Genomic DNA, 12696 nt, shown 5'->3' with positions numbered 1-12696 from the left:
AGCCGCCGCCTGGACGCGTACGGCCGGTGTCAGCCAGACACCGAAACCGTGGCCGCGACGGGTCGATCCTGCGGGGGAGCGGCGGTCTAGCATCGAGCGGTGGAATCGTCCCTTGACACCCTGCCGAAGATCGGCGCACCCGCGACGCGGGCGCTGAACGCCGCCGGCTACACCGCCCTACGCCAGCTCGACGGTGCGCCGCGTGCGGAGCTTGCCAGGTTGCACGGCGTGGGGCCGAAGGCACTGGACATCATTGAGACCGCCCTCGAACAGCACAATCTCGGGTTGAGCTGACGCGAGGCACCCCACCCTGGCGGGTTGCGCGCTTACTGGTGCAGATGCGCGCGCTGGCCCTCGCGGTCGAAGATCATGATCAGCTCGGCGGGCTCGTCGAGCGCTGTCATCGAGTGGGGTGTCATCGTGGAGAACTCGGCTGCTTCGCCCTTGCCGACCTCGATCCGCCGCTCGCCGAGCCACAGCAGCACCCTGCCGTCGAGGACCAGGAACCAGTCGTACCCCGGATGGACCCGCTGGGCCGGCATCGTCGCCTCGGGCTCCAACCGGACCTTCATCGCCATGGTGCGCCCGTCGACGCGGCTCAGCGGCCAGGTGGTGCGCGAGCCCGAACGGTGCTGCACGGGACGGATCACCACGTCCTCGTCGCTGGTCGCCTCGAACAGGACGTCGAGGCTGACCTGTAGCGCGTTGGCCAAGGGGACGAGCACGTCGAGGCTGAGTGTACGTTTGCCCGTTTCGACCCGGCTGATCGTCGACGGGCTGAGATTGGTGCGTTCGGCGAGTTCGTCCAGGGAGTAGCCGAGCGTGGTGCGGATGCTTCGCAGCCTTGTGCGCGCCAGATGCTCCACGTCACTGCGGTCGGTCATGTCCCCAGCATGACACGCCTTGCGAATTCCGCAAACCACCTTTCACCAATCGCCAGGCGTTCCTACGCTTGACGCATGACGAACCACGCCCACGAAGCCTCCGACCACCCACCCCACCAGCGCGTCGTCCGCCGGTGCGACGTTGCCGTCATCGGCGGCTCGGCGGCCGGTCTGGCGGCCGCGCTGCAGCTCGCTCGTCAGCGACGCTCGGTCATCGTCGTCGACGACGGCACGCCGCGGAACGCGCCGGCGGCGCACATGCACGGCTACCTGGGACGTGAGGGCACCCCGCCCGAGGCGATGCGGGCCATCGGGCGGGAGGAGGTCCGTAGCTATGGTGGCAACGTCCTCACCGGCCGTGTCCTGGCCGTGCGCAAGGAGGACGACGGGTTCCACCTCGCCCTCTCGGGCGGCCACGGTCTCGTCGCCCGCCGGATACTGGCCGCGACCGGCATCGCCGACGAGCTTCCCGACATCGAGGGCCTCGCCGAGCGTTGGGGCCGCGAGGTGATCAACTGTCCGTTCTGCCATGGCTGGGAGGTCCGCGACCTGCGGGTCGTGCAGATCGTCACGACGCCGATGGGACTGCACCCGACCCAGCTGATGCGGCACCTGACCGACCAGTTGACCGTGGTGCTGCATGACGCGACGGGGATCGACCCGGCCGTGGTGCGGACCCTCGTCGCCTCCGGGGTTGCGGTGGTCGAGGGCGCGGTGCGCCGGGTGTCCGACGCCGACCCGGACGGTTCACTCGTCGTCGAGCTTGCCGACGGCCGCAGCCTGCCGGCCGACGCGGTCCTCGCCGGTGCCCGGTTCCGTCCCCGGGTCGAGATGCTCGCGGGGCTGGGCATCGACATCACGGCTCACCCCAGCGGACTCGGTGACCTCGTCGCGGTCGACGCCACCGGACGTACCAGCGTGGCGGGCGTGTACGCCGCCGGGAACCTGACGGACCCGAGCGCCCAGGTCCTGCCGGCCGCCGCGAACGGCAGTTGGGTCGGTGCCCAGATCGCCTTCAGCCTCGCCGCCGAGGACACCACGGCGGGCCTGCGCCCCTCCGGCGTCGAGATCGAGTGGGACAGCCGGTACGGGGATCAGGAACGCATGTGGAGCGCCAACCCGAACGGCACGCTCGTGGCGGAGGCGACGGACCTGCCCCCCGGCCGGGCGCTCGACGTCGGCGCCGGTGAAGGAGCCGACGCGATCTGGCTGGCCGAACGAGGCTGGCAGGTGACCGCCTCCGACGTCTCCGGCAGAGCACTGGACCGCATCCGGGCCGAAGCGGAGCGTCGCGGGCTCGACGTGCGTACGCTGCACCGCGACGCCAACGACCGGGCCGCCTTCGCGGACGAGACCTACGACCTGGTCTCCCTGCAGTACGGTTCGTTCCAGCGCACCCCCGAGCAGCGCGGACTGCGCAACCTGCTCGACGCCGTGTCCGTCGGTGGGACGCTGCTCGTCGTCGGCCACGAGCTGACGCCGCTCCAGCAGCCGGCGGACCCCGGCGAGCAGACCCGCATGTACGACCCGCAGGCGTACGTCGGCATCGACGAGATCGCCGCCGCGCTCACGGCCTCGGGCGACTGGCGAGTCGACGTGAACGAGAGCCGGCCGCGTCCGCCGGGAGCGATCAGCACCCACCACGTCAACGACGTCGTGCTGCGCGCCGTCCGGCTCGACCATCGCAAGGAGCGGTGAGGCCACGCCGCAGGGGTCAGCCGGCGGCCAGTCGTAGTCCGAGCACGACGAACGCGACGGCGCAGATCCGGTTGACGCGCCGTGACCAGCGGCTGTCAGTCATCCTTCGGGCCAGGCGTCCGGCGCCCGCGCCGATGGCGATGTCGACGGCGAGCTGCACGGCCATGAAGACAGCGCCGAGCAGGACCAGTTGGGCGGTGGGGTCACCGGCGGCCGGATTCACGAACTGGGGCAGGAACGCCACGCTGAACAGGATCATCTTCGGGTTGAGCAGGTTGGTCAGCAGCCCTCGCAGGAACGCCTGTCCGCTGGTGCCAACCCGCTTCGTCTCGTCGGCGGGCGCGCCGGCACCGAGCAGGGCGCGAATCCCGAGGGCGACCAGGTACACCGCGCCTGCCCAGCGGATCGTGGTGAACAGCACCGGCGAGGCCGCGACGAGCGCGGCCAGTCCGCAGACGACGGCCGCGATGTGGATCGCCTCCCCGGCGGCGACGCCGATCGCGGCGACGATACCCGCCCGGGTGCCGTATCGGGTGGCGTTGGCGAGGACGAACATCATGTCCGGCCCGGGAGTGACCATGAGTAGGGCGATCGCGGCGAGGTAGCCCGCGAGGGCCGTTGTGGACAGTCCGAGCATCTCAGTACTCCTCGGTGCCGTCGAGCAGGGCGCGCCGCAGTGCCAGCCGGTGCTCGCGACGGATCTCTGCCTCGCGGTAGCGCCGCCGGTCGCCGTCGGTCTGGGGGAGCAGCGGTGGCACCGGCCGGGGCTGGCCGTCGTCGTCGACGGCGACCATGACCAGGTGGGCGGTGGCCACGTCGGTCGGTGGTACGGCCCGGTCCCATCGGTCGGCCGTGACCTTGACGGTGACCTCCATGGAGCTGCGTCCGGCCCAGGTGATGCGGGCGTCGACGTGCACGACGTCGCCGACGCGGACCGCGCGGAGGAAGGCGGTCTCGTCGATGGCGGCGGTTACGGCCGGTCCGTCGGAGTGCCGGGCGGCGACCACTCCGGCGACGGAGTCGATGAGGTTGAGGATCCGGCCGCCGTGGACCGTACCCATGAGGTTGGTGTGGTGCTGGTCCATGATCTGCGACAGGGTCAGATGGGAGGCCGACGGTGGTCGGCCGGCGAGTGTGGTGGTCGTGTCCTGCACGGGGGCGTCCGTCCTCGGAAAGGAGGCCACCGACCGGGGGGCGCGCACGTCGAGGAACACGCCGACGCGGCGCGTCACCCCGCCCGACCCACCCGCGAGGTCGACGGCAGGCGCACACACCTTGTGTACGCAGCGCGGGCAGGTCTTCGGACTCGTGGGCGGTGCCGGACTCGTCCGTTCTCCTACTGGCCGTCGCTTCCCAGGCCGGGTGGCCCAGTGCGTGGTGACGGCGGTCGTTCCCACTCACCGCTGCGGGGCAGTCCCGGATTCTCACCGGGTTCCCTCTTGCGACGCCCCACCGGTAACGGTCGGGCGAACCAGCGCCGTCGGTCACCCTATCCCGACCCGGCCGGTCAGCGGGCTCGCCTGGTGCTCGCTGTGAGCTGTCTCCCTCGACGGTCCACCTGTTCCGTGGCCGGTGCAACGGAAGCGGGGTCTGGCGGAGCGAGAGCGAGACCCGGCCGCCGCCTGCCGCGTTGTGGTTACCCAAGGTGCGCATCCGGTTGCTGATTGACAGTGGTCGTGTGGCCGACGAGACTGGCGCGACAACTGAACAACGCGCGTGCGTGTGGGGGAAGTCCGGTCGAAGTCCGGCGCTGGCCCGCAACGGTAGGCCGCCGGGGAGCATCATCCCTGGTGGCGAGCCCGAATACCTGACGTACCCGCGAGTCTCTGCTCCCCACCCGTCGTGGCCCACGGGTCGGAGGCCGGTCCGCCGTGGCATCACCGAGCGGGCCGGGTCTCGACGACCGCCGGGCCGGAAAGGCGCCAACCGATGGTCGTTCGCCTGGGCCGGCACCGCCTGCTCGCCCTGCTCTGCGGGATACTCGCCGCCCTCACTCTCACCACACCCACGATCGCCGCACCCACGATCGCCGCACCCGCACACGCGGGTGCCGTCCGGACGGATGCCGCCGCCGGTTGGTTGGCCCGACAGTTGGTCGACGGAGAACGTTTCGAGGCCGTCTTCGACGGGGTCGCGTACCCCGACCAGGGGTTGACCCTGGACGCGGTTTTCGCGTTCGCCGCCGCCGGTGTCGCCGACGACTTCGGCGCTCAGGCGTTGGCCTGGGTGACCCGGCCGGACGTCCGCGACGGGTACATCGGCGACGGCACCACTGAGGCGTACGCCGGCGCGACCGCCAAACTCGCTCTCGCCGTCGCGGTCCGCGGCGCTGACCCCACCGACGTCGGCGGTGTGGATCTCATCGCCCGGCTGCGGTCGCTCCAGGACCCCGATGGCCGGTTCACCGACCGGTCGGCGTGGGGTGACTACAGCAACGCGTTCAGCCAGTCCTTCGCGATCTTCGCGCTGGACCGGACCGCGCAGGGCGTGCCGGCGGTCGCCGCCGGCTGGCTGGCCGGCACCCGGTGCCCGGACGGAGGCTATCCGCTGCTGCCGGAGCAGCCCGTCTGTGTCTCCGACGTGGACGCCACCGCCGTCGCGGTGCAGGCGTTGCGGGCCGCCGGACGCCCGGCTGACGCCGCCGCGGGATTGCGCTGGCTGGTCTCGGTGCAACGCGCCGACGGCGGGTTCACCAACTCCGGTGGGGTCGCGAACGCCAACAGCACCGGGTTGGCGGCCCAGGCGTTGCGCGACGGCGGCCGGCCGCTGGCCTGGGTCCGGGCCCGCGTGTTCCTGGCCGGTCTTCAGGTCGGGTGTGCCGCCCCGGTCACCGACCGGGGCGCGGTCGACTTCGACGGCGGTGTCTTCGATCCCGGTACCGCCCCCCGTGCCACCACCCAGGCTGTTCTCGGCCTGGCCGGCACCGGATACGCCCGGCTCTCCACCGTCGCCGCGACCACCGGTGCACCCACCCTGCGCTGCCGTTGACCGGCCGGCAGGTTCCGTCCCATCAGAAGGAGTGCTCATGTCCCAGGTCTACGATCCCGTCCGTCGGTGGCTGGCGAGCATCGTGGTGGTGGCTGTCGTCGCCGTCGGGTTGATCGCTGTCGAACCGTCTCCCCGAGCCGCGCAGGCCGCCGCGTGCACCGGGACGACCGGGGTCACGGTGGTGGTCGACTATGGTTCGCTCGGCGGCGGCGTCCAGGTGGCGTGCGCGCTCGGTGACCCGGCCACCGGGCTGGCCGCCCTGCAGGGTGCCGGCTTCACGGTGACCGGTACGAAGCGGTGGGGGTTGGCGTTCGTCTGCCGGATCAACGGAAAGCCGACCGCCGCGACGGAGCCGTGCATCAACACCCCGCCGGCCAGCGCGTACTGGTCGTACTGGCACGCCTCCGGCAGCGGCGCCGCCTGGACCTACAGCACGCTGGGAGCGACCAGCTACAACCCGGCGCCGGGGACGGTGGAGGGCTGGTCGTTCGGCTCCGGCGCGGCGCCCAGTATCACCGCGCCCTGACCTGCGGGTAGGCTGCCTGAGCTGTCGACGCGTCGGGTGTCGTCCGCCACGCTGGCGCCGAAAGGTGACCGGGCGGTACGGTGGCGGCACCCGGCGCGTCGGGTACTCAACTGAATACGTCCTGTGTGGGGGGAAGTCGGTAGAAGCCGACGCTGACCCGCAACCGTGAGCGAGAGCTGTCTCGCGAGCCGGAATGCCCCGCACCGGACGAGCGGCTTCCACTGTCGAGGTCTACAGGGTGGAGTCCGGGCAACCTAGGTGCGGCATCTCATCGCGGCCACGCGAGCGGATATCGCCACCGGTGCCTTCCGGAGCTTTCACCGACCGCTCTGCGAAAGGCACCCCTCATGCCCACGTCCCCGCTCCGGCGCGTCGGCGCCGGTTTCGGCGCCGCCACCGCCATCGCGTTCGCCGTCGTCACGGCCACCCCTCTCGTCGTGACCGCCGCGCCCGCGCCGGCTCACACCGTCGCCGCGCGTGACGCCGCGACCTGGCTCGCCGGGGAGTACACCGACGGCGTGCTGCCCGGCCCGTTCAGCCCGCAGGACTGGGGGCTGAGCATCGACGGCGTGATCGCCCTCGCCGCCACCGGGGCGGCCGGCCCGACGCGGCAGGCGGCAACGGCGCAGATCGCCGCGCACGTGCGGTCCTACAACAGCTACGACGACTGGGGCATCGAGGGCTTCACCGACGGGGGTGCGACGGCGAAGCTGCTCTACGTCGCCTCGTCCGCGGGCGCCGACCCCACCGACTTCGGCGGCTGGGACCTGCGCGCCGAGACCGTGGCGCTGCTCTCCGGGGCGGGCACCGGTCACCAGCACGGCCGGATCACCAGCCGGACCACCGAGGAAACCGGCCCGGACCCGAGCAACACCTTCGACCAGTCCTTCGCGGTCCTGGGTCTGGCCCGCAGCGGCGGCACGCCGCAGGAGACCGTCGACTTCCTCATCAGGCAGCAGTGCGCGGCCGGCGGTTTCCGGCTCTATCCCGACGCCGACGGCGTTCCGTCGCCGTCCTGCGACGATCAAGGCAACGCCACGCTCGACGTCGACTCGACGGCCATGGCCGTCCAGGCGTTGCTCGCAGCCGACGTCGCCGGTGCGGACGAGGCCGCGCAGCGCGGCGCGGACTGGCTGGTGGCGCAGCAACGCGTCGACGGATCGTTCGGCGGGTCGGGGCCGACCAGCGGCGCGAACTCCAACAGCACCGGCCTGGCCGGGCAGGCGCTCGCCGCCGCCGGTCGCGATGCCGAGGCGGCACGTGCCGCCGAGGCCCTGGCGGCGCTGCAGCTCACCACCGCCAACGGTGGCGCCGCGGCGGCCGATGCCGGCGCCATCGCATACGCCAGCGACGCCCTGGCCGAGGCGGTCCGCGACGGGATCGCCGAGAGCTTCCGGGACCAGTGGCGTCGCGCCACCGCCCAGGCGTTGCTCGGGCTGGCGCAGATTCCGCTGGGCCAGATCGGTCTCGATCTTCCGCCGTCCGGCGAGCCGACACCGACGGCAACCGCGTCACCCACGCCGACGGCGTCGCCTACGGCGACCGCCACGCCTTCGCCGACCGGCTCGCCCACGCCGACCGCCACCGCCTCGCCCACCGGCAGTCCGACGCCGAGCGGCACGCCGACCGCGCCCACTGCCACGGCGACGACTCCCACCGGCTCCGTCACCAGTCCCGCCGGGGGCGGGGCGGGTCGCCTGCCGACCACCGGCGTGGCGATCGGCGGGTACGTGCTCACCGCGCTGCTGCTGCTGGGTGGGGGAGCGGTACTGCTGGTCCTCGGCCGCCGGCGGACCACATGATCATCCGGGCGGCCCGGTTCGCGTCGGTCCTCGCACTGACCGCGGTGAGCGTCCTGATCGGGCCGGGATCGGCTGCGGCCGCGGGCAGCGCCGGCTACTGCCCGGATGCGGGCGGAGTCACCGTCGTGGTGGACTTCAAGGAACTCGGCGGCGGGACGGTTGTCCGGTGTGCGCGAGGCGACCAGGCCACCGGACTGGCTGCGTTGAAGAACGCCGGTTTCCAGATCACCGGCACGCTGCGCTGGGGCGAGGGGTTCATCTGCCGGATCGAGGGCAAACCCTCGACCAGCGCGGAGAAGTGTGTCGACACGCCGCCGGCCAGCGCCTACTGGTCGTACTGGCACGCACCCAACGGGGGCAGTTGGACGTACAGCGACAAGGGGGTGCTCAACCGCAAGCCACCGGCGGGCAGCTTCGAAGGCTGGTCGTTCTCGCTCAACCGCAACGCCGACAACGCGCCCCGCCCGGCGGTGGCGCCCACCCGGCCGGCACCCCCGCCGCGCACCACGCCACCGGCGCCGCCGCGCACCACCGCACCGGCACCGCCACCCCGTTCCTCGTCGCCACCGACCGTCCCACCGCCGGTCGGCGGTGGACCTGTCGCGCCGCCCGGAACCACACCAACCGGCATGGTCGGCTCACCGCCGGCACCCACCGCAGTGGACCCGACCACGGCCGGCAGCCCGCCGCTGTCATCAGCGGCGACGGCACCCACGGACACCGGCCTGACCTCGCCCGGGGCCGCCACCACCGCCACCCCGTCCGACGAGTCGACGAACTCGTTCTCACCGACCGAGGTCACCGCCAGCCGCGACACCGACGGACTTCCGGTGGGCACCCTGGCCGGGCTGCTTCTGCTGGTCGCGCTCGCCGGCGGTGGGCTCGTCGCGGCCCGCAGGCGGCGAAGCGTCGGACCGGATGACTGATCAGGTCACCGCCGGCACGGCTTCCCCCCAGTTGGCGGAGGCACTGCGGACTCGTCGGCCGGCCACGACGGGGGCCGGGCGACTACCTCGGGCGTTGCATCCGGGGGCATGGTGGCTGTGGGCGCTCGGTCTGGCGACCGCTGCCAACCACACCACCAATCCGCTGCCCCTGGCGCTGCTCGTCGCCGCCGCCGCACTGGTGGTCGTCCGCCGCCGCACTGATGCTCCCTGGGCGTTCGCGTTCCGGCTGTACCTCGTGCTCGGCGCGGTGATCGTGGCCATGCGGGTGGTGTTCCGCCTCGTCTTCGGCGGCGGACAGGGCGAGCATGTCCTTCTTCACCTGCCAGAGATCCCGCTGCCAGCCTGGGCGGCCGGCATCCGACTGTTCGGGCCGGTCGCCGCCGAACAACTCCTCGGCGGCTTCTACGACGGGCTGCGTCTGGCGACGATGCTCATCTGCCTCGGCGCCGCCAACGCTCTGGCCAATCCGAAGCGCCTGCTCAAAGCCGTCCCCGGTGCCCTGTACGCGGTCAGTACCGCCGTGGTTGTCGCGCTGTCGGTCGCCCCGCAACTGGTCGAGAGCGTACTGCGGGTACGCCGGGCCCGTCGGCTACGTGGCGCCACCGGAAAGGGACTGCGTGCCCTGCGGGGGATCGCCCTGCCGGTGCTGGCCGACGCCCTGGACCGATCCCTGGCCCTGGCCGCGGCGATGGACTCGCGCGGCTACGGCCGCACCGCTGCGACACCGGCCGGCCAGCGCGCCCTCACCGGTGGACTGGTGCTCGCCGGACTGGTGGGGGTCTGCGTCGGCACGTACGGGCTGCTCGACGCCACCGTGCCCGGCTACCTCGGCCTGCCGATGCTGCTCGCCGGCCTGGCCACGGCCGTCGTCGGCATGCTGTTGGCCGGCCGTCGGGTCCGCCGTAGCCGCTACCGTCCGGACCGCTGGCGGATCACGGAACTCGTCGTCGCCGGCTGCGGGGTGGCCACGGCCGCCGTGATGATGGCGGCCGGGTCGGTGGACCCGGCCCGGCTCTACCCGCCGGTCAGCCCGCTCACCTGGCCCGAACTGACCCCGCTGATGCTCCTGGCCGTCGGGGTCGCCGTGGCCCCGGCCTGGCTGGCACCGCCCCCGACGCTGGCGGCCGACCGCACGTCACGACCGGTGGCCATCTCTGAGGAGGACGTGACCCACGGCGCGCCGAGCCGCGACACCCTACCGGAGGCGCAACGATGATTGACTTCGACCGGGTCACCGTCCACTACGCCGAGGCCCGCGAACCGCTGCTGCGCGAGGTGGATCTGCACATCCCCGAGGGAGAGCTGTGCCTGGTCGCCGGTCGTACCGGCGCCGGCAAGTCGACCCTGTTGCGGGCCGTCAACGGGCTGGTGCCGCACTTCACCGGCGGCACCTTGTACGGCACCGTCACCGTGCAGGGCCGTGACACCCGCAGTCACCCTCCCCGCGATCTCGCCGACGTCGTCGGAGTCGTCGGCCAGGACCCTCTCGCCGGCTTCGTCACCGACACGGTCGAGGAGGAGCTGGCCTACGGCATGGAACAACTCGCCCTGCCCGCCGCGGTGATGCGCAAGCGCGTCGAGGAGACCCTCGATCTGCTCGGCATCGCCGAGCTGCGGGACCGTCCGCTGCGGACGCTCTCCGGCGGGCAGCAGCAGCGGGTCGCCATCGGCGCGGTGCTCACCTGCCACCCGCAGGTGCTCGTCCTCGACGAACCGACCTCCGCCCTGGACCCCACCGCGGCGGAAGATGTCCTGGCCGCCGTCACCCGTCTGGTCCACGACCTCGGCGTCACCGTCGTGGTGGCCGAACACCGCCTCGAACGCGTCGTGCAGTACGCGGACCGGCTGCTCTACCTGCCCGGCGACGGCACCGTCGTCGACGGCGAACCGGCCGCCGTCCTGGCTGACATCGACCTCGCCCCGCCCCTTGTCGACCTGGGCCGGGCCGCGGGTTGGAGACCGCTGCCGCTGTCCGTACGCGACGCCCGCCGCCGCGCGTCGGATCTCCGGCAGCGGCTCGCCGACGCCGCTCCACCGCCGGCGGCGCCGGCCCGTGACGGCACCCCGGCGCTGGCGGCCCGCAAGATCGTGGTGCGCTATCCGGGCACCGTCGCCGTGGCGGGCGTCGACCTCGACCTGCATCCCGGCCAGGTGGTCGCGCTGATGGGCCGCAACGGCTCGGGTAAGTCCAGCCTGCTCTGGGCGTTGCAGGGCAGCGGCCCTCGACAGGGCGGGACGGCCGTCGTCACCGGCCCCGACGGCGCCGTCGACCCGAGGACCCTTCCCGCCGGCCGGGCCCGACGACAGGTCGGCCTGGTCCCGCAGACTCCGGGGGACCTGCTCTACCTGGAGACGGTGGACGCCGAGTGCGCCCAGGCCGACCGCGAATCCGACGCACCTGCCGGCACCTGCCGGGCACTGCTGGACCAGCTCACCCCCGCGCTACCCGGTGACCAGCACCCCCGTGACCTGTCGGAAGGGCAGCGGCTGGCACTCGCCCTCGCCGTCCAGCTCACCACCGCACCGCCGGTCGTGCTGCTCGACGAGCCCACCCGCGGTCTCGATTACCTCGCCAAACGGCAGTTCACCGCCGTTGTCCGGCGGTTGACCGCCGAAGGCCGGGCGGTCGTCGTCGCCACCCACGATGTCGAACTCGTCGCCGCCCTCGCCGACCGGGTCGTGGTGATGGCACAGGGGGAGATCGTGGCCGACGGCACCACCGCCGAGGTCATGCTCGCCTCACCCGCGTTCGCCCCGCAGGTCGCCAAGGTGCTGGCCCCGCAGGCCTGGCTGACCGTGGATCAGGTCACCGCCGCGCTGGCCGCCACCGGGACCCGGGGATGAGACCCGCACTGCGGGTCGCCCCGCGCACCGCCGTCGTGCTGGCCCTGGCCTCCGTCGCCGCACTGGCGACCTTCAGCTGGCCGTTCTTCGTGCCCGCCCAACCCGAGAGCATGGCCCGCACCACCGAGGCGCCGCTGGTCTTCATCGTCGTACTGCCGGTTCTTGTGGCCCTTGTCCTGGCCGAACTCAGTTCCGGCGGCGTCGACAGCAAGGCCCTGGCGATGCTCGGTGTGCTCGCCGCCGTCAACGCCGCCCTACGGCCGCTCGGCGCCGGTACCGCTGGCATCGAAACGGTGTTCTTCCTGCTCGTCCTCGCCGGCCGGGTGTTCGGGCCCGGCTTCGGGTTTCTGCTCGGCGCCATTTCGTTGTTCGCCTCCGCCCTGCTCACCGCCGGTGTCGGTCCATGGCTACCGTTCCAGATGCTGGCCGCCGCCTGGATCGGCCTCGGCGCCGGCCTGCTGCCGGCCCGGCTGCGGGGCCGGGCCGAGATAGCCGTGCTGGCCGGCTACGGCACGATCGCCGCCTACGGCTACGGGCTGCTGATGAACCTGTGGTTCTGGCCGTTCAGCATCGGCGCGGACACCCAACTCTCCTACGTCGCCGGGGCACCGGTGCTGGACAACCTGCACCGCTTCGCCGTGTTCACCGCCGTCACCTCCACCTTCGGGTGGGACACCGGCCGCGCCATCACCACCGCGACGGCCATCGTCCTGATCGGACCCGCCGTCCTGGCCGCGCTTCGCCGCGCCGCCCGCCGCGCCGCCTTCGACGCACCGGTGGCCTTCGTGACCGCACCAGAACCTGGGTTGAGCGCGCCGCCGGCTGAGCAGGTTCGGGACGCGGACCTGGCGCGGTCGGAGCGAACCGAGACCCCGCCGCACGACGGCCGGTAGACCGGCGCAGCCGCGTCAGCGGGCGCCCCGTCCGACCGGTCCACGCTGTGACGAATCACTACTCCGCACCATGGTGTAGGAGCCTGTTGCAAAATAGTGGCAGTAGCCATAGCT

At 72.6% G+C, this 12696-nt stretch carries 12 protein-coding genes and 3 riboswitches; of the genes, 9 read left to right on the top strand and 3 right to left on the bottom strand.

Features of this window, described 5'->3' with window-relative positions; genetic code table 11:
• The first annotated feature begins 99 nt into the window (after nt 1–99).
• The gene (locus O7597_RS30740) at nt 100–294 is read left to right on the top strand and encodes a DNA-binding protein (RefSeq protein WP_269742185.1); all 195 of its coding nucleotides are present in this window, start codon (nt 100–102) and stop codon (nt 292–294) included.
• 32 nt (nt 295–326) lie between these two features.
• Here the strand turns inward: O7597_RS30740 and O7597_RS30735 are convergent, their stop codons facing one another.
• On the bottom strand, nt 327–884 hold the full coding sequence (locus tag O7597_RS30735; RefSeq protein ID WP_269742184.1) for a helix-turn-helix transcriptional regulator: 558 nt from the start codon (nt 882–884) through the stop codon (nt 327–329).
• Nucleotides 885–959: 75 nt separating this feature from the next.
• Between O7597_RS30735 and O7597_RS30730 the strand changes: the two genes are divergently transcribed.
• A complete protein-coding gene (locus tag O7597_RS30730; RefSeq protein ID WP_281581536.1) occupies nt 960–2582 on the top strand; it encodes a bifunctional NAD(P)/FAD-dependent oxidoreductase/class I SAM-dependent methyltransferase in 1623 nt (540 codons plus the stop codon).
• Between the two features lie 16 nt (nt 2583–2598).
• Here O7597_RS30730 and O7597_RS30725 read toward each other — a convergent pair whose 3' ends face one another.
• Entirely contained in the window at nt 2599–3219 is a 621-nt protein-coding gene (locus O7597_RS30725; protein ID WP_269742182.1) for a LysE family translocator, read from the bottom strand.
• A gap of 1 nt (nt 3220) precedes the next feature.
• Nucleotides 3221–3667, bottom strand: a complete 447-nt coding sequence (locus tag O7597_RS30720) for an acyl-CoA thioesterase (RefSeq protein WP_269742775.1) — start codon at nt 3665–3667, stop codon at nt 3221–3223.
• Nucleotides 3668–3855: 188 nt separating this feature from the next.
• Nucleotides 3856–4073, bottom strand: a riboswitch (cobalamin riboswitch).
• Between the two features lie 235 nt (nt 4074–4308).
• Nucleotides 4309–4390: riboswitch (cobalamin riboswitch) on the top strand.
• 121 nt (nt 4391–4511) lie between these two features.
• On the opposite strand from O7597_RS30720, the gene O7597_RS30715 reads away from it, so the two are divergent.
• The 7 genes from O7597_RS30715 to O7597_RS30685 all read left to right on the top strand — a co-directional run bounded on the left by O7597_RS30715 (nt 4512) and on the right by O7597_RS30685 (nt 12582).
• Entirely contained in the window at nt 4512–5570 is a 1059-nt protein-coding gene (locus O7597_RS30715; RefSeq protein WP_269742181.1) for a prenyltransferase/squalene oxidase repeat-containing protein, read from the top strand.
• Between the two features lie 31 nt (nt 5571–5601).
• Nucleotides 5602–6096, top strand: a complete 495-nt coding sequence (locus O7597_RS30710) for a hypothetical protein (protein ID WP_332317159.1) — start codon at nt 5602–5604, stop codon at nt 6094–6096.
• 77 nt (nt 6097–6173) lie between these two features.
• Nucleotides 6174–6316: riboswitch (cobalamin riboswitch) on the top strand.
• A 127-nt stretch (nt 6317–6443) separates the two neighbouring features.
• A complete protein-coding gene (locus O7597_RS30705) occupies nt 6444–7898 on the top strand; it encodes a prenyltransferase/squalene oxidase repeat-containing protein (RefSeq protein WP_281581535.1) in 1455 nt (484 codons plus the stop codon).
• A complete protein-coding gene (locus O7597_RS30700; protein ID WP_281581534.1) occupies nt 7895–8824 on the top strand; it encodes a hypothetical protein in 930 nt (309 codons plus the stop codon). The genes O7597_RS30705 and O7597_RS30700 overlap by 4 nt, the downstream gene beginning before the upstream one ends.
• Nucleotides 8817–10061 (top strand): CbiQ family ECF transporter T component, encoded by a 1245-nt coding sequence (locus O7597_RS30695; protein WP_281581533.1) that lies wholly within the window; start codon nt 8817–8819, stop codon nt 10059–10061. Before O7597_RS30700 ends, O7597_RS30695 begins: the two co-directional genes overlap by 8 nt.
• Complete coding sequence (locus tag O7597_RS30690) at nt 10058–11689, top strand: ATP-binding cassette domain-containing protein (RefSeq protein ID WP_269742176.1); 1632 nt, start codon at nt 10058–10060, stop codon at nt 11687–11689. The genes O7597_RS30695 and O7597_RS30690 overlap by 4 nt, the downstream gene beginning before the upstream one ends.
• Complete coding sequence (locus tag O7597_RS30685) at nt 11686–12582, top strand: ECF transporter S component (protein WP_281581532.1); 897 nt, start codon at nt 11686–11688, stop codon at nt 12580–12582. Before O7597_RS30690 ends, O7597_RS30685 begins: the two co-directional genes overlap by 4 nt.
• Nucleotides 12583–12696 lie beyond the last annotated feature (114 nt).

The organism is Verrucosispora sp. WMMC514, from assembly GCF_027497295.1.
In the GTDB taxonomy this organism is placed as follows: domain Bacteria; phylum Actinomycetota; class Actinomycetes; order Mycobacteriales; family Micromonosporaceae; genus Micromonospora; species Micromonospora palythoicola.
Note: the sequence above shows the minus strand (reverse complement) of the source record. Positions and strands in the feature narration are given on the sequence as shown.